At 75.4% G+C, this 16,494-nt stretch carries 11 protein-coding genes; 4 read left to right on the plus strand and 7 right to left on the minus strand.

All coding sequences use genetic code 11. From position 1 onward, the window contains the following. Positions 1–38 precede the first annotated feature (38 nt). From ABD981_RS05985 to ABD981_RS05995, 3 genes are read right to left on the minus strand one after another with little or no spacing between them, the layout of a single operon-like run. A complete protein-coding gene (locus ABD981_RS05985) occupies positions 39–1,184 on the minus strand; it encodes a protein kinase domain-containing protein (protein ID WP_123955079.1) in 1,146 nt (381 codons plus the stop codon). Continuing rightward, the gene (locus ABD981_RS05990) at positions 1,181–1,822 is read right to left on the minus strand and encodes a hypothetical protein (protein WP_046911168.1); all 642 of its coding nucleotides are present in this window, start codon (positions 1,820–1,822) and stop codon (positions 1,181–1,183) included. Before ABD981_RS05990 ends, ABD981_RS05985 begins: the two co-directional genes overlap by 4 nt. 6 nt (positions 1,823–1,828) lie before the next feature. Then, positions 1,829–4,435 carry an ABC transporter ATP-binding protein/permease gene (locus ABD981_RS05995; protein WP_046911169.1) on the minus strand — a complete coding sequence of 869 codons (2,607 nt, stop codon included), beginning with the start codon at positions 4,433–4,435 and terminating at the stop codon, positions 1,829–1,831. A gap of 117 nt (positions 4,436–4,552) precedes the next feature. On the opposite strand from ABD981_RS05995, the gene ABD981_RS06000 reads away from it, so the two are divergent. Beyond that, on the plus strand, positions 4,553–5,161 hold the full coding sequence (locus ABD981_RS06000) for a TetR/AcrR family transcriptional regulator (RefSeq protein ID WP_046911170.1): 609 nt from the start codon (positions 4,553–4,555) through the stop codon (positions 5,159–5,161). A gap of 186 nt (positions 5,162–5,347) precedes the next feature. Here the strand turns inward: ABD981_RS06000 and ABD981_RS06005 are convergent, their stop codons facing one another. Beyond that, positions 5,348–6,154: a class II aldolase/adducin family protein gene (locus ABD981_RS06005; RefSeq protein WP_046911171.1), complete on the minus strand. Its 807-nt coding sequence runs from the start codon at positions 6,152–6,154 to the stop codon at positions 5,348–5,350. A gap of 207 nt (positions 6,155–6,361) precedes the next feature. Between ABD981_RS06005 and ABD981_RS06010 the strand changes: the two genes are divergently transcribed. Together ABD981_RS06010 and ABD981_RS06015 are read left to right on the plus strand one after the other, a co-directional pair. Beyond that, on the plus strand, positions 6,362–7,033 hold the full coding sequence (locus ABD981_RS06010; RefSeq protein WP_046911172.1) for a ThuA domain-containing protein: 672 nt from the start codon (positions 6,362–6,364) through the stop codon (positions 7,031–7,033). Between the two features lie 192 nt (positions 7,034–7,225). Further along, complete coding sequence (locus ABD981_RS06015; RefSeq protein ID WP_046911173.1) at positions 7,226–8,617, plus strand: NADP-dependent succinic semialdehyde dehydrogenase; 1,392 nt, start codon at positions 7,226–7,228, stop codon at positions 8,615–8,617. Between the two features lie 49 nt (positions 8,618–8,666). Here the strand turns inward: ABD981_RS06015 and ABD981_RS06020 are convergent, their stop codons facing one another. After that, positions 8,667–9,677, minus strand: a complete 1,011-nt coding sequence (locus ABD981_RS06020; protein WP_046911174.1) for a PHP domain-containing protein — start codon at positions 9,675–9,677, stop codon at positions 8,667–8,669. A 19-nt stretch (positions 9,678–9,696) separates the two neighbouring features. After that, positions 9,697–11,769 (minus strand): SpoIIE family protein phosphatase, encoded by a 2,073-nt coding sequence (locus tag ABD981_RS06025; RefSeq protein WP_046911175.1) that lies wholly within the window; start codon positions 11,767–11,769, stop codon positions 9,697–9,699. 106 nt (positions 11,770–11,875) lie between these two features. On the opposite strand from ABD981_RS06025, the gene ABD981_RS06030 reads away from it, so the two are divergent. Continuing rightward, positions 11,876–15,214: an ATP-binding protein gene (locus ABD981_RS06030; protein WP_345528229.1), complete on the plus strand. Its 3,339-nt coding sequence runs from the start codon at positions 11,876–11,878 to the stop codon at positions 15,212–15,214. Between the two features lie 78 nt (positions 15,215–15,292). Here ABD981_RS06030 and ABD981_RS06035 read toward each other — a convergent pair whose 3' ends face one another. After that, positions 15,293–16,207 carry a siderophore-interacting protein gene (locus tag ABD981_RS06035; RefSeq protein WP_046905906.1) on the minus strand — a complete coding sequence of 305 codons (915 nt, stop codon included), beginning with the start codon at positions 16,205–16,207 and terminating at the stop codon, positions 15,293–15,295. Between the last annotated feature and the right edge of the window lie 287 nt (positions 16,208–16,494).

Consider the following 16,494-nt stretch of genomic DNA (forward strand, 5'->3'; position numbering starts at 1 on the left):
CGGTCCAACCGGTCCCTTCACCCGTCGAACCGGTCCCTTCACCGGTCGAACCGGTCCGCCCCGTCCTCCCCGATCCGCCGGAACACCGGCCGCGCCCACGCCGGCGGCTCCGGCGGCGGCCCCTGCGGCCGGCCGCCGCCGTCGGTGTCGCGCGGCGGCTCCTTCGCCCGGGTCCCCCGTTCCAGCGCCGCCCGCAGCTCCATGACGAACTCCAGGCAGGTCCCGTAGCGCTCCTCGGGCGCCTTCGCCAGCGCCTTCCCGAGCACCGTGTCCGCCGCGTCCGGCAGCCCGGCCCGCACCTCCGACAGAGGGGGCGGCGGATCGTACTGCTGCGCCCACAGCACCGCGATGTCGTCGTCCCTGCGGAACGGCACCACCCCGGTGAGCATCTCGAAGACCACGCAGCCCAGGCTGTAGACGTCGCAGCGGCCGTCCACCGGTTTGCCCGAGATCTGCTCGGGCGCCACGTAGTCCAGCGTGCCGACGAACTGCCCCACCGTCGTGAAACCGGTCAGCGAGAGCGACTTCTTCGTCAGGCCGAAGTCGGTCAGGTACACGTGCTCCGGATGGTCCCGGTCGGTGCCCTCGGCCACCAGGATGTTGCCCGGCTTCACGTCCCGGTGCACCAGGTCGTGGGCGTGCGCCGCGTCCAGGGCGGACGCCACCTGGATGGCGATCCGCCCCGTCGTCACCGGGTCGAGCGCGCCCTCGCGGTCCTCCAGGGCCCGCAGGTCCTGCCCCGGCACGTACCGCATCGCGATGTACAGCATCCCCTCCGTCTCGCTCGCCTCGAAGACCGGCACGATGTGCGGGTGGTCGATCGACGCGGCCACCCGCGACTCGTGCGCGAAGCGCCTGCGGAAGGTGTCGTCGCGGGCCAGCTCGGGCGCGAGCAGCTTCAGCGCGACGGTCCGGTCGAGGTTCAGGTCGTGGGCCCGGTAGACCACCGCCATGCCGCCGCGCCCGATCTCCTCCTCGACCCGGTAGCCCGCGATCCGCTTGCCGATGAGCCCCGAGTCGCGGCCGACCGGCAGCGGGGCGAACTCCGTGTCCGGGGCCGTACCGGGGGCGGTGTCCGTGGGCACGGCCGGGGACGGGTTCGGGGGCGGGCCGGGAGGCGCGTGCGGGGGCGGGGCCGTCGGCCCGCCCGCGGCCGGATCCGGTGGCAGGTCCTGGCCCGTCATCGGCCCTCACCCGTTCCGTCCGGGCCCACCACCCGCGTACGCGGCGCGCCGGGCGGCTCGGAGTCCAGCTGGGGCACGATCTGCGTCGGCTCGTGTGACGCGCCCGGCACCGGCCCGCCCGCCGACGGCGCCGAGGAGGCCGCGTACGTGCTCAGGCCGGTGCCGTCGCAGTACAGCCACCGCTCGTGCTCGGCGTCGTACAGCCACAGCGACTCGCCGTCGACGACCATGCCCACCCGCAGCCCGCGCGTGCGCCGCCGGAACGTCTCGCCGTCCGCCCTGCCGCCGGCCAGCTCCTCCGCGGCCCGCCGGTAGCGGCCCAGGGCGTCCTCCGCGCGGGCGATCAGCGGCCGGGGGTCGGCGGTGCGGGTGAGCGGGCCGCCCGCGGCGGGCGGGTCGTCGGGCACGGAGACGAGCAGGCGGGCGTCGACCCAGGCCGACCAGCCGTTGGAGCAGAGGATCCGCCCCCAGTCGCCGGCCCGGTCCACGAGCCGCACCGGCAGGAACGCGTCGAGCGGCGCGGTCGGCAGCGACGGGTCGGGCGACTCCCAGGCGGACAGACCCTCGCGGGGCACGATGTGCGTGGGCCGGAAGTCGGGCACGTACGAGGAACCGGAATCCGGTACGACGGTGTTCACGGCACGCTACCTCCGCATCACGACCGGCTCGTGCCGGCGCAGCAGCCGGGCGACGACGAAGCCGAGGACCACACAGAGCACCACCAGCATCCCCATGTCGAAGAGCCAGGCGCCGACGGTGTGGTCCATCAGCGGGTCCGCCGTCTTCTCGCTCGGCGCGACGGCCCCGATGTCGATGGTCGCGCCCATCGCCGCGAACGCCCAGCGGGACGGCACCAGCCAGGCCAGCTGCTCCAGGACCGGCGTCCCTCGCACGTTCAGCAGGGCCCCGCAGAACACCACCTGCACGATGGCCAGGAGGACGAGCAGCGGCATCGTCACCTCCTCCTTGCGCACCAGCGCGGACACGAAGAGGCCGAGCATCATCGCGGTGAAGGCGAGCAGGGCGACGGCCAGCGTGAGCTCCACCAGCGCGGGCATCAGCACCCCCTGGCCGTCCGGCACGTTCAGCGGCACGCCGATCAGCGCGACCAGGGTCAGGACCACCGCCTGCACGATCGTGATCACCCCGAGGACCACGACCTTGGACATGAGGTACGCCGAGCGCGAGAGGCCGACGGCTCTCTCCCGGCGGTAGATCGTGCGTTCCTTGACCAGTTCCCGCACCGCGTTCGCGGCCCCGGTGAGGACACCGCCCACGCACAGGATCAGCAGCACGTTCAGCGTCGACTCGGGGCCGAGACTGCCCTCGGAGAGCGCCCGCGCCATCGCCCCCATCACGAAGGGCAGCGCGATCATGATGACCAGGAAGGTCCGGTCGGCGGCCAGGGCGGCCGTGTACCGCCGGACGAGCGTCCGCAGCTGCGACCACCAGCTCTGCGGCTTCGGCGGCGGCGGTGCGGCGGCGGGCGGAGCGCCGAAGGCCCCGGGCGCCGGCTGCCGCACCATGGCCTCGGCGATGTACTGCCGGTGGAAGCGGGAGGCGCGGTACTGGCCGGCCCAGTCGCGGGCCTTGTCGTTCTCGAAGGCCTCGAACGCCTCCGGCCACTGGTCGAAGCCGAAGAAGCCGAGGGTCTCGTCGGGCGGCCCGTAGTAGGCGACCCGGCCGCCCGGCGCGAGGACCAGCAGCCGGTCGCAGACGTCCAGGCTCAGCACGCTGTGGGTGACGACGATGACGGTGCGCCCGTCGTCGGCGAGTCCGCGCAGCATGTGCATCACCGAGCGGTCCATGCCCGGGTCGAGCCCGGAGGTCGGCTCGTCGAGGAAGAGCAGCGAGGGCTTGGTGAGCAGTTCGAGGGCCACGCTGACCCGCTTGCGCTGCCCGCCGGAGAGGCTGTGGATGGGCTGCCCGGCCCGTTCCACCAGGCCGAGCTCCCCGATCACCTCGTCCACCCGGGCGCGCCGCTCGGCCGCGGCCGTGTCCTCCGGGAAGCGCAGCTCGGCGGCGTACGAGAGGGCCCGGCGCACGGTGAGCTGGAGGTGCAGGATGTCGTCCTGCGGGACGAGGCCGATGCGCTGGCGCAGTTCCGCGTAGTCCCGGTAGAGGTCGCGGCCGTCGTAGAGCACCGTGCCCCGGTCGGCGGGCCGCTGCCCGGTCAGCGCGCCCAGCAGCGTCGACTTGCCCGCGCCGGACGGGCCGACGACGGCGAGCAGGCACTTCTGCCCGACGGGGAAGGACACGCCGTCGAGCAGGGTCTTGCGGCCGTGGTCCACGGTGACGTCGAGCTCCTGCACGTCGAGCGAGACCTCGCCGGTGTCGGTGAACTCGACGAGGTTGCCGCCGATCAGGCAGAACGCGCAGTGCCCGATGCCGACGATGTCCTCCGCGGTCACCCGGGCGTGGTCGACGGGGCTGCCGTTGAGGAAGGTTCCGTTGTGGCTGCCGAGGTCGTGGATCCAGTACGTGCCGTCGGGCGCCGCCCGCAGCTCGGCGTGCCGCCGCGAGACCGTCAGATCGTCGACGACCAGGTCGTTGTCGGGCGCCCGCCCGATCCGGACGCTGCGCGCGGGCAGCGGCCGGACGGAGGTCGGCTGCCGGAAGGTGCCGGTGCGGGCGGGGTACGAGACGGAGGACGGGCGCGGGGCCACGGGGGGCGGGGCGGGCGCGGGCTCGTACGGCGCCGGTGCCGGCTCGTACGGCAGGGGAGCGGGATCGGCGACGGCGTCGGGCTCGCGGGGCGGGGGCTCGTACGGGGCGGGCGCGGGCTCGCGGGGCGCGGGCTCGTAGGGGGCCGGCTCGTAGGACGCCGGCTCGGGAACCGGATCGTACGATGCCGGCGCCGGCTCCGGCGTAGGTGCGGGCGGGGGTGAAGGCGCGGGTGGCGGAGGCGGAGGGGCGGGAGCCTGCGCCCGCGCCGGTGCCGACAGGACCGCCACCGGACCGTCCGAGGGGTGGCCGAAGCGGATGACCGTGCCCGGGCCGACCGCGCTCAGGTGCACCCGTCGGTCGTCGGTGAAGGTGCCGTTCGTGCTGCCCTCGTCCTCGACGGTCCACTGGCCGCCGGCCGCTCGCAGCACGGCGTGGTGCCATGACGTCCGGGCATCGGCCAGGACGAAGTCGCTGGTGGGGTCGCGTCCGATGCGATAGACGCGGCTCGGGTTCATCAGGGTCGCGTCCCCGCCGATCTCCAGGACCAGCTCGGGCGCGGCGGGCGCGACGGGCCGCTCTCCCATGTCGGCATCTTAACGTCGGACGCCGGTCCCTGCCCGGGAGAGGCGCCGGTATGGTGGTCGCCCCGCCCGCCCCCGCCGGGCAGGGCGGAGGACGTGCGGGAACGAGGAGGAGAGACCGTGCCGAAGGGTGTCACCAGGCGCCGGCCGCGTACCCGCGCGGCCCTGCTCGAGGCGGCCCTGGAGACCTTCGCCGAGCACGGTTTCCACGCCGCCTCGATCGAGCAGATCTGCGACCGCGCCGGATTCACGCGCGGCGCCTACTACTCGAACTTCGCCAGCAAGGAAGAGCTCTTCCTCGCCCTCTTCGACGAGCACGGCGAGCGGATCGTGCGCCGCCTCGCCGAGTCCGTCGACGCCCTCGGGCCCGAGGAGTGCACGCTGGAGCGGATCGCGGAGCTGGCCTCCCGGGTGGAGCCGGACGAGCGGGACTGGTACCTGGTCAGCACGGAGTTCACCCTGCACGCCATCCGCGACCCGCAGGCGGCCTGGGTGCTCGCCCGGCACGACGCGGCGCTGCGGGCCGAGATCGCCCGTGGCATCGCGCTGGTGCTCCGCCGGGCCGGCCGCGAACTCACCGTGGACGCCGACCGGTTCGCCCGGATGGTCGTGGCCCTGCGCGAGGGCGGTCTCGCGCAGAGCTACGTCGAACCGGCCGCGCTGCCGCCGGGAACGCTCGAACGGGACTTCCTCGCCCCGCTGCTGGAGTCCTGCACCCGCCCGGTGTGAGGCGCCGGAGCGCCGCCTCCGCGCCGGCGCACGGCCCGGGCCGGAGTGCCGCCCCCGGGCCGAAGTGCCGCTCTTGGGCGGCAGTACCGCCCCGGGCCCGGAGTACCGCCCCTGGGCCGCAGTGCCGCCCTGGCCCGGAGTGTGCCGCCCCCGGCCCGGAGCGCGGCCCCGGGCCGGGCGGCGGCCTCAGTCGAACAGGTCCGGGTCCGAGGCCGTGATCTGGTCCCACAGCGGCCGGGCCTGGAACCAGCCGGCCAACGGTGTGCCCAGCTGCCCCCGGGTGAGCAGCGCGGTCTCCCGGTCGATGAGCCGGGGCGTGCCCGCGGCCATCGCCAGCAGCTGGGCCTGGCAGGAGCGTTCCATGGTGACGAACCACCACACCGCCTCGGCGACCGACTGCCCGACGGTGAGCAGCCCGTGGTTCCTCAGGACGACCGCCTTGTACCCGGCGAGCGCCTTCGCGACCCGCCGGCCCTCCTCCAGCTCGTTGACGACGCCCCGGTAGTCGTCGTAGATCCCGTGGTCCTCGAAGAACGCGCAGGCGTCCTGGGTGATCGGGTCGAGCGGGACGCCCAGGCTGGAGAAGGCCTTTCCGTGCAGGGAGTGCGCGTGCGCGGCGGCGATCGCGTCGGGCCGGGCCGCGTGCACCTGCGCATGGATGACGAACGCGGCCCGGTTGACCGGGCGGCGGCCGTCGAGGACCCGGCCCTCGTGGTCCACCCGGATCAGGTCGGAGGCCTTGATCTGGAGGAAGCTCATGCCGAAGGGGTTGACCCAGAACGTGTCCGGTTCCCCCGGGTCGCGCACGGTGAGGTGCCCGGCGACGCCCTCGGAGAACCCGAAGCGCCCGAAGATCCGGAATCCGGCGGCCAGTTGCTCCTTGCGGTACCGGCGCTCCTCCTCGACGGAGTCGAAGCGCGGTGGCAGCGGAAGGGTGACCCCGTCCGGAAGCGGGCCGACGGCGGCGGCGAGCGCGGGCGGCAGGGTGCTCATGGTTCCTCCCCGGAGGTGCGGTGGGCGCGGCGGGCGGGCCAGAAGATACAGAGGTGTATCCGATACGACAATGACTCCACCGCTCAGCCGGGAGACGCCGGCGGCGGATCGCCCTTGCGGTGCGGGGAGCTCGCTGGCTACGGTCGCACCCGGCAGTCAGAAAGCGCTTGCTATGCGGCGCGCGCAGCGGCACACACCAGGAGCAGCGTGAGCGACACCCGGGACGTCCTCGTCTACACCCGCACCACCGGATACCGCCACGACTCCATCCCCGCCGGAGCCGCGGCGCTCACCGCACTCGCCGCCGCGGCGGGCCGCCCCGCCGAGACCACCGAGGACCCCGGCGCCTTCACCCCCGCCCGCCTCGCCCGCTGCGCCGCCGTCGTCCTCCTGTCGACCACCGGGACCGTGCTCACGGACGCGGGCCGCGCCGCCCTCGAAGCGTACGTACGGGGTGGCGGCGGGCTGCTCGCCGTGCACGCGGCGGCCAACGCCGAACCCGAGTGGCCGTTCTACGGCGAGCTGCTCGGCACCCGCTTCGACGGCCACCCCGAGATCCAGCCGGGCGCCGTGTGCGTGGACGCCCCCGGGCACCCGGCGACGACCTGCCTGCCGGCCCGCTGGGAGTGGACCGACGAGTGGTACAACTTCACCGCCAACCCCCGGGACACCGGCGTCCGCGTCCTCGCCCGCGCCGACGAGACGGCCTACCGGGGCGGCACCCTCGGCGCCGACCACCCCCTGGTCTGGTCCCGCGAGACCGGCCCGGGCGGCGGCCGCTTCCTGTTCACCGCCCTCGGCCACGCCGCGGAGGCGTACGCGGACCCCGCCTTCCGCGCCCACCTGGCGGGCGCCCTGCGGTGGGTGGCCGGCGGCTGACCGCACGGCCCCCGCCGGCCGCCCCGGCGCGTCACCCCTCCGCCCCGCCGGCCGCCCCGGCGCGTCACCCCTCCGCCCCGCCGGCCGCCCCGCCGGCCGCCCCGGCGCGTCACCCCTCCGCCCCGCCCCGATTGCGCCCGGCGCCCGGGCACGAAAGGTTTCCGGAGGGGGCGCAGGCCAGGAGGAGACGACATGGGCATCGCCACCGTGAACCCGGCGACCGGCGAGACGCTGCGCACCTACGAGGCCCACGGGCCCGCCGAGGTCGAACGCCGGATCGACGCCGCCCACGAGGCGTACCGCCAGTACCGCACCACCCCCTTCGCCGAGCGCGCCCGGCTGATGCGGGCCGCCGCGACCCTCCTCGACGAGGACACCGACGACATCGCCCGCACGATGACCGTCGAGATGGGCAAGCCGATCGCGGCCGCCCGCGCCGAGGCAGCCAAGTGCGCCAGGACGATGCGCTGGTACGCCGAACACGCCGAGGCCCTGCTCGCCGACGAGCACCCCGACGAGCACGACGTCCAGGACGCCGGGGCCGACCGGGCCCGGGTCCACTACCGGCCGCTCGGCCCGGTCCTCGCCGTCATGCCGTGGAACTTCCCGCTCTGGCAGGTGATCCGCTTCGCCGCGCCCGCGCTGATGGCGGGCAACACCGGGCTCCTCAAGCACGCCTCGAACGTCCCCCAGACCGCCCTCTACCTCGGCGAGCTGTTCCGCCGGGCCGGCTTCCCCGAGGGCTGCTTCCAGACCCTGCTGATCGGCTCGGGCGCCGTCGAGGGCGTCCTGCGCGACCCGCGGGTCGTCGCCGCGACCCTCACCGGCAGCGAACCGGCCGGCCGCTCCGTCGCCGCGATCGCCGGCGACGAGGTCAAGAAGACCGTCCTCGAACTGGGCGGCAGCGACCCGTACATCGTCATGCCCTCCGCCGACATCCCGCGCGCCGTGAAGACCGCCGTCACCGCGCGGGTCCAGAACAACGGGCAGTCCTGCATCGCCGCCAAGCGGTTCATCGTCCACCGGAACGTCTACGACGACTTCGCCGAACGCTTCACCGCCGCCATGAACGCCCTCACCGTCGGCGACCCCCTCGACGAGGACACCGACGTCGGCCCGCTCGCCACCGAGCAGGGACGGGCCGACCTGGAGGTCCTCGTCGACGACGCCGTACGCCGGGGGGTCACCGTGTTGTGCGGGGCGGGCCGCCCCGAGGAGCTGCCGCGCGGCTGGTTCTACCGGCCGACCGTGCTCACCGGCATCACCCCGGAGATGCGCATCCACCGCGAGGAGACCTTCGGCCCCGTCGCCACCCTCTACCCGGTCGCCGACATCGAGGAGGCCGTCGCCGTCGCCAACGACTCGCCCTTCGGCCTCAGTTCCAACGTGTGGACCCGCGACGACGAGGACATCGCCTTCTTCGTCCGCGACCTGGAGGCCGGCGGCGTCTTCGTCAACGGCATGACCGCCTCCCATCCCGCACTGCCCTTCGGCGGCGTGAAGCGCTCCGGTTACGGCCGCGAGCTCTCCGGCCACGGCATCAAGGAGTTCTGCAACGTGACGACGGTCTGGCAGCGCGGCTGACCGCGCGGGCCACCACCGTGCCGCCCCTCCGAGGGCCGCCGCGCCCTCGTCAGGCCCGGGTCCACTCCAGGAGTCGCTCCGCCGGCCAGGTGTTGATCACGCGCTCCGCGGGCACCCCGCACTCCTCCGCCCGTGCGCAGCCGAGGATCTGCCACTCCAGCTGGCCCGGCGCGTGGGCGTCCGTGTCCACGGCGAAGTCGACCCCGGCGTCCACCGCGAGCCGCAGCAGCCGGCGCGGCGGGTCGAGGCGCTCGGGGCGGCTGTTGATCTCCACCGCGGTGCCCGCCTCGGCGCAGGCGGCGAAGACCCGTTCCGCGTCGAACTCCGACTCGGGCCGCAGCCGCCCGCCGCTCACCAGCCGCCCGGTGCAGTGCCCGAGCACGTCCATCAGCGGATCGCGGACCGCCCGCTCCATCCGGCGGGTCATCGCCCGCGCGTCCATCCGCAGCTTCGAGTGCACCGAACCGACCACCAGGTCGAGCCGGTCCAGGAGGGCGGGCTCCTGGTCGAGGGAGCCGTCCTCCAGGATGTCGCACTCGATCCCGGTGAGCAGCCGGAACGGCGCCCACCGCTCGTTCAGCTCCGCCACCAGCTCCAGTTGCTCGCGCAGCCGCTCGGGGGAGAGCCCGCGGGCCACCTTCAGGCTGGGCGAATGGTCCGTCAGGACCGCCCACGCGTGCCCGATCCGGGCCGCGGTGCGCCCCATGTCCTCGACGGTGCTGCCGCCGTCCGACCAGTCCGAGTGGAGGTGGCAGTCGCCGCGCAGCGCCGCCCGCAGCGCCTCGCCGCCCCGCACCTCCGGCAGCGTGATCTCCCGCTCCAGGCGCTCCAGGTAGTCCGGCACCCGCCCGTCGAGCGCCTCGCGCACGACGGCCGCCGTCTTCGGCCCGATGCCCTTCACCGACTCCAGGGTCCCCGCCGCCGCCCGCCGCGCCACCTCCTCCGCGCCGAGCGCCGTCACCGCCGCCGACGCCGTACGGAAGGCGCGGACGCGGTACGTGGGTGCCTGCCCGCGCTCCAGCAGGAACGCGATCCGCTCCAGCGCCGCCACCGGGTCCATCGGCCGCACCCTCCTCCGGTCAGCTCGCCGGGCCCGCCGCGGGGGAGGGCCCGATCTCGCACCACACCGCCTTGCCCTCGCCGCGCGGCTCCACGCCCCAGCGCGAGGCCAGCGCGTCCATCATCAGCAGGCCGCGGCCCGAGGTCGCCGCCTCGCCGGGGGTGCGCCGCCGCGGCCACGCGCTCGACCGGTCCTGCACCGACAGGCGCACCCGCCGCACCGGCTCCGGCAGCACCTCCAGGGTGAGGACCGCGCCGCCCTCGGTGTGCAGCAGCACGTTCACCAGCAGCTCCCCCGTCAACAGCTCGGCGTCGTCGGAGAGTTCGGGCATGCCCCAGTCCACCAGCGCCTGACCCACCGCGGCCCGCGCGTCCGACAGGCCCTGCGGGTCGGCCTGGTGGATGTACTGGTGGATGCGCGGCGCCCGCGGCGTGCCCGGGTCGGGGCTGCGCCGCAGCACGAGCAGCGCCACGTCGTCGCCGGAGCCCCAGCGCTCCCACAGCTGCTCGGACAGGTGGTCGGCGAGCGCCTCCGCCTGCGGCGGGCCGCTGCCGACCGCCTCGGCGAGCGCCGCGAGACCCGCCTCGATGTCCGTGCCCGGCTGCTCGACAAGGCCGTCCGTGCACAGCACCAGCGTCTCGCCCGGCACCAGGTCGAGCCGGGTCTCCGGGAACTCCTCGTCCTCGAAGACCGTCGCCAGGCCCAGCGGCAGCCCGCCGCGCAGCTTCGGCCGGCCCACCCGCCCGTCCGTGTGCCGGATCAGCGGCCCCAGGTGCCCCGCCCGCACCCCGCGTACCGTCCCGCCGGCCAGGTCCACCTGGGCGTACGTACAGGTCGCGAAGCGGTTCGTGTCCAGCTCGGCGAGGAAGCGGGAGGCCCGGGCGAGGACCGTGGACGGGGCGTGGCCCTCGCCCGCGTACGCCCGCAGCGCGATCCGCAGCTGCCCCATGATCGCGGCGGCGTGCGTGTCGTGCCCCTGGACGTCGCCCACGACGATGCCCACCCGCCCGCGCGGCAGCGGGATCACGTCGTACCAGTCGCCGCCGACCTGCCGGCCGCTCCACGCCGCGTGGTAGCGCACCGCGATCTCGCCGCCGGTGATCGTCGGGATCCGGCGCGGCAGCATGGTCGCCTGGAGCCCGGTGGCCAGCTCCCGCTCCTCGTCGAAGAGGATGGCCCGCTGGAGCGACTGCGACACGATCGCCGCCAGACCCAGCAGCAGGTTGCGCTCGTCGGCGCTGAAGCTGCTCCGCCGCCGGTAGAACAGCGCGAGACCGCCCAGCTTGCGGGCCTGCGCGATCAGCGGCAGGTAGCAGGCCGACTTGAACGGCATCCGGTTCACGTACGGCGCCAGCTCGGGATAGTCGCGCCCCAGCGAGGAGAAGGAGGGGACGAACCGCGGCCGTCCGCTCAGCACCGTCTCCGCCATCGGCAGCCCCTGGTCGAGCCGCCGGATCCGGAAGTCGTCGAAGACGTCCAGCGACTCCCCGGACAGCGCGATGATGTTCAGGGAGTCGTTCTCCACCAGCCCCAGCGCCAGCCCCTCCGCGCCCAGCCGCGCCAGCCCCCCGGGGCCGGTGAGCGCCGCCGTCACGTCGTCCACCGTGACCGCCCGCGACAGCGCGTGCGTCGTCCGCTCCACGATCGTCGTCTGCACCTCGCGGCGCTTCTCCAGCTCCTGCAGGAACGCCGAGTGCGTCACCTCGGCCGTGGCGTCCCGGACGATCCCCACGATCCGGTACGCCATGCGCCCGTCCCGGCGCAGGATCCTGGCCTGCACGTGCGTCCATTGGGGTGTACCGTCGGCCCGCTCCAGCCGGACGTGCGCCGTGTACGAGGACTCCCCGCTGGTGATCGCCCGCCGGATCACCGCGTCCAGCCGGGCCCGCTCCTCCGGGTCGAGCCCGCGCACCAGCGTCGCCGGCCGCCCGTCGAACCCGTCCGCGGCCACACCGAAGACCAGCAGCCCCGCGTCGTCGACATCGATGGTGCCCGTGTCGAGATCCCAGTCGAAGCTGCCGGTACGGTTCATGGCGAGGCGCTCGGTCGGCCCGATCTCGCCGCCGTGCGTGCTCCGCTCGTCTTCGGTCATCCTCCTCATTGTCGAACCGGCACCCCCCGGACGCCATGGCGGCGACACCGCCGCTCGGGCGAATCCCCCCGGCGGTGATTCCGCGGCGATTCGGCAGAATGGGCCGGTGCAGCCGCTCTATCGCATCCTCGGACCCGCCCAGGCCCTCCGTACCGACGGCCGGGAGGCCGTCCTGAACGGGGCACGGCTCCGCGCCCTGCTCACCGCCCTGGCCGCGGCGGCCGGACGCCCCGTGCGCACGGACGCGCTGATCGCGCAGGTGTGGGGCGAGGCCGACGCCGCCCCGGCGCACGGGGGCGGCGCTGGGCCGCACCCGCGCGCCGGCGCCGGAACGCCCGGCGACCGCGTGGCCGCCCTCCAGGCCCTCGTCGGACGGCTGCGCCGCGCCCTCGGCCCGGACGCGGTCGCCTCGGAGCCCGGCGGCTACCGGCTCGTCGTGACCGCGCCCGAGGACATCGATTGCTTCCGCTTCGAGCGGAAGTCCGACGCCGCCGCCCGCGAGCTCGCCGCGGGCCGCCCCCTGCGCGCGGCGGAGCTCCTCGACGAGGCCCTGGACCTGTGGCGGGGCAGCGCGCTCGCCGACCTCCCCGGCCATGACGCGGACCCCCTCGCCGTTCGGGCCGAACGCCGCCGCACCCGTGCCCGGCGCGACCGGCTCGCCGCCGCCGTGGCCCTCGGGCACGCCCAGGACGCCCTGGCCCCCCTGGCCGACCTCGTCGCCGAGCACCCCCTCGACGAGCCCCTGCACGCCCTCCACCTGCGCGCCCTGCGCGCCGCCGGGCGCCCCGCCGAGGCCCTCGCCGCCTACGAGACCGTGCGCACCGCCCTCGCCGACCGCCTCGGCACCGACCCCGGCCCGGAACTCAAGGCGCTCTACGAGGAGTTGTTGACGGGCTCGGCAGCCGCTCCGGCCGAGCCGGCCCCGCCCCGTCCCACCCTGCCCCTCCCGCTGACCTCATTCCTCGGCCGTGACACCGAACTGGAGGAACTGGCAGCCGAGTTGAACGGATCGCGGCTCGTCACGCTGCTCGGTCCCGGTGGCGTCGGCAAGACCCGCCTCGCCATGGAGGCCGCCCGGGGCGTCGAGGCGGCCCCGCCGGACGGGCACGGGGAGGTCTGGGTCGCGGAACTCGCCCCCGTACGCGAGGAATCCGCCGTCCTGGCGGCCGTCCTCACGGCCCTCGGCGCCCGCGAGACCCAGCTCTGGAGCGGCCCCGCCCTCGCCGAGGGGAAGAGCCGCGACCCCCTCGCCACCCTCGTGGAGCACTGTGCGCGGCGTCGGATGCTGTTGTTGCTGGACAACTGTGAGCATGTGGTGGGTGCGGTGGCGGGGTTGGTGGAGGTGTTGTTGGCGCGGTGTCCGGGGGTGACGGTGCTGGCGACGAGTCGGGAGCCGTTGGGGGTGCCGGGGGAGGTGGTGCGGCCGTTGGGGCCGTTGCCGTTGGGGGTGGCGGTGCGGTTGTTCGGTGAGCGGGGTGCGGCGGTGCGGCCGGGGTTCCGGGTGGAGGAGGAGGCGGGGGCGGCTGCGGAGATCGTGCGGCGGCTGGACGGTCTGCCGTTGGCGGTGGAGCTGGCGGCGGCGCGGTTGCGGATGCTGACGGCGGGGCAGATCGCGGAGCGGTTGGATGATCGTTTCCGGTTGTTGACGTCGGGGGCGCGGACGGTGTTGCCGCGGCAGCAGACCTTGCGGGCGGTGGTGGACTGGTCGTGGGATCTGCTGGGTGGTGCGGAGCGGGGGGTGTTGCGCCGGTTGTCGGTGTTCGCGGGCGGGTGTGATCTGGAGGCGGCGGAGGCGGTGTGCGGGGGGCCGGGTGCGGCCGGGGACGTGCTGGAGCTGCTGGGGTCGTTGGTGGACAAGTCGTTGGTGGTGGCGGCCGAGGCGGAGGGCGGGATGCGGTACCGGTTGCTGGAGACGGTGGCCGAGTACGCGGGGGAGCGGCTGGACGAGGCAGGGGAGCGGGCGGCGGTCGAGCGGCGTCATCTGACCTACTACCGGGAACTCGCGCGCCTGACCGACCCCGAACTGCGCACCGGACGCCAGACCGCCGCCCTCACCCGCTTCGAGTCCGAACACGACAACATCAGGGCCGCGCTGCGCACGGCCGTCGGGCTCGGCGACGAGCAGGAGGCCCTGTGCCTCGTGCACGCCATGAGCTGGTTCTGGCAGCTGCGCAACCATCAGCTCGACTCACGGACCTGGGCCAGGGCGGCCGCCGGCCTGGGGCCCGACCCGTTCCTGCCGCCGCTGCGCCCCGCCGAGCCCTTCGCCGGACGGTGCGTGGACGTGCCGCCGCCGTGGACGGGGGAGCGGCTCTGGGAGGCGCGGCGCGGCGGCCGGCTCCTCGTCCTCGCCACCGAGGGCGGCGAGGGCGCTGCCGCGTTCGAGCACCCCGAGACCCGCGCCCGCCTGGACGCCGTCGTCGCCGCGTACCGTCCCGGGCTGCCGCAGACCTGCCGCCAGCCCGGGGCGATGTGGTACTTCGCCCGCCTCATGACCGGCGGCTTCGCCGGCCTCGACGAGACCCTCGCCGCGCTCCTCGCCGCGGCCCGCGAACACGGCGAGGACTGGGACGTGGCCTTCAGCCTGCTCCTGCGGGCCAAACTGCTCGGCGAGCAGCCCGGCGACGCCGAAGAGGCCCTGGGGCTGTTCGAGGCCGCCCGCGACTCCTGGGGCATCGCCGAATCGCTCGCCGCGCGCGGCGAGACGTACGAGCGGGCCGGCCGCTCCGCGGAGGCCGCCGCCGACTTCGCCCGCGCCATGGACGCCGCCACGCAGCTCGGCGCGCACTCCCAGGTGCCCGTCTTCAAGGCGCTCCTCGCCGCCGTCCGGCTCCGCACCCGGGCCGTCGCGGACGACCCCGTGGCATGGGCGGAGGCGGAACGGACGCTCGCCGAGGCGGCCGACGAGTCGGGCGAGTCGGGCGCCGAGGCCGTGAGCACCGCCCGGCTGCTCCTCGCCCAGCACTACGGGAACACCGGCCGCACCGCACTCGCCCGCACCCAACTCGACGTGATGGAAGGTGAGTTCGGCGAGGACACGCCGAGCCTCTTCCGGGGGATGCTCGGCGGGGTGCGCGGTTGGCTGGCCTGCGTGGACGGCGCGTACGAGCAGGCCACCGCCCATCTCGGCGGCGCGGTACGGGACATGGAGGTCCTCGCGTACCTCGTCGCCCCCTACCTCGTCGTCGCCCAGTTCGCGCCGGCCGCCTGGGCCCGCGCGGGGAGCGGCGCCCCCGAGGCGGGCGCCCGCCTGCTCGGCGCGTACGACGCCCACCGCGGCACCCGGAGCGGCGCGGGCTTCCGCCCGTACACGGCCCAGACGGAGGCGGCGATGCGCGAGCACGCGGAGGCCGCCCTGTGGGAGGCGCTCGGCACGGGGGAGTACCGGGTGCTGTACGAGGAGGGGGCGGGGCTGTCGGTGCGGGAGGCGGCGGAGTTCGTGTAGCGGGCCGCGGGTCCCCCCCAGGCTCCCGCGCCCTCCCCCTCCTCCTCCCCTCACCCTCCTCCCCTCACCCCTCACCCCTCACCCCTCGCCCTCGCCCTCCGCCCACAAGGCGACCCGCTCCCGCGCCTCCGCCAGGTCCTCGTCCGTCGGGGCGTCGTCCTGGGTGAGCTTCCGCCGCCAGTACCCGGCGAAGTCGACGGCCCGCCGGTCGACGCCCCGCTCCTCCACGAGGTGCCGGCGCAGGGCCCGTACCGTTCCGGCCTCGCCGGCCAGCCAGGCGTACGGCCGTCCGGCGGGGAAGGCGGCGGCCCGTACGGCGTCCTCGACGGAGGCGTCGCCGTGCAGCCAGTGGACCGTGAGCCGCCCCTCCGTCGGCAGCGGCTGTTCCTCGGCGGCGTCGGCGACCTGGACGAACGCGAGGGCCCGGTGCCCGGGCGGCAGGGCGGCGGCGAGCGTGGCCAGGGCGGGCAGGGCGCACGCGTCGGCCACCAGGAGGGCCCAGTCGCCCGTGCCGGGGTCCACGGGCGGGGCGAAGTGGTCGGAGGGCCCGAACAAGCCGAGGACGTCCCCCGCGCGGGCGCCCCGCGCCCAGCGGGTGGCGGGGCCGTCGCCCGCTCCGCCTTCGCCGCCTTCGCCGTGGAGGAGGAAGTCGACGTCGACCGTGGCGGCGGCCGGGTCGTGGGACCGCAACGTGTAGCTGCGCATCCAGGGGCGCTCGTCCTCCGGGATCGCGCCGTACGCGGCGTACCAGCGCATGAAGTCGCCGTCGGGATCCGGGACGGGCAGGACGGGCTCGGACTGCCCCGGCCGCGGGAAGTAGAGCTTGACCTGCCGGTCGGGCCCGGCGAGCGGGACCCCGGCCAGGGAGGGGTCGCCGAGGGTGACCCGGACCATCCGCGGGGTGACCGCGCGGACGGCGACGACCGTGACGCGCCGCAGGGGGAGGGCGGGGCCCGAGGGGCGGGAAGAGGCCGTGGGGGACCCCGCGGACACAGCGGCCGGAGCGGCTCCACGGGATTCGAGGGACTCAAGGGACTTAGGGGACTCAGGTGACTCTGGGGGCGTGGTCATCGTGGGGGGCTCCTGGTGTCTGTCGTGCCGTGTCCGGGGCACCACCCTCGCCGTCTCCGTCGACACGGCACCGACGCGCCGCCGACACGGGTTCCGCCAGGGCCGCCGGGCCGCCGGTTCGCCGGTCCGCCCGGTCCGCCGGTTCGCCGGTCCGCCCGGTCCGCCGGTCCGCCGGGCCCGCCCGGTCCCCGGTCCCCGGCCCGCCCGGA

Origin of the sequence: Streptomyces showdoensis (assembly GCF_039535475.1) — a bacterium.
GTDB classification, from domain to species: domain Bacteria; phylum Actinomycetota; class Actinomycetes; order Streptomycetales; family Streptomycetaceae; genus Streptomyces; species Streptomyces showdoensis.

Bases quoted from the DNA above. Each gene is read 5' to 3' on its own strand.
- ABD981_RS05985 (WP_123955079.1), bottom strand. From the start codon at position 1,184: ATGACGGGCCAGGACCTGCCACCGGATCCGGCCGCGGGCGGGCCGACG.
- ABD981_RS05995 (WP_046911169.1), bottom strand. From the start codon at position 4,435: ATGGGAGAGCGGCCCGTCGCGCCCGCCGCGCCCGAGCTGGTCCTGGAG.
- ABD981_RS06005 (WP_046911171.1), bottom strand. From the start codon at position 6,154: ATGAGCACCCTGCCGCCCGCGCTCGCCGCCGCCGTCGGCCCGCTTCCG.
- ABD981_RS06015 (WP_046911173.1), top strand. From the start codon at position 7,226: ATGGGCATCGCCACCGTGAACCCGGCGACCGGCGAGACGCTGCGCACC.
- ABD981_RS06020 (WP_046911174.1), bottom strand. From the start codon at position 9,677: ATGGACCCGGTGGCGGCGCTGGAGCGGATCGCGTTCCTGCTGGAGCGC.
- ABD981_RS06025 (WP_046911175.1), bottom strand. From the start codon at position 11,769: ATGACCGAAGACGAGCGGAGCACGCACGGCGGCGAGATCGGGCCGACC.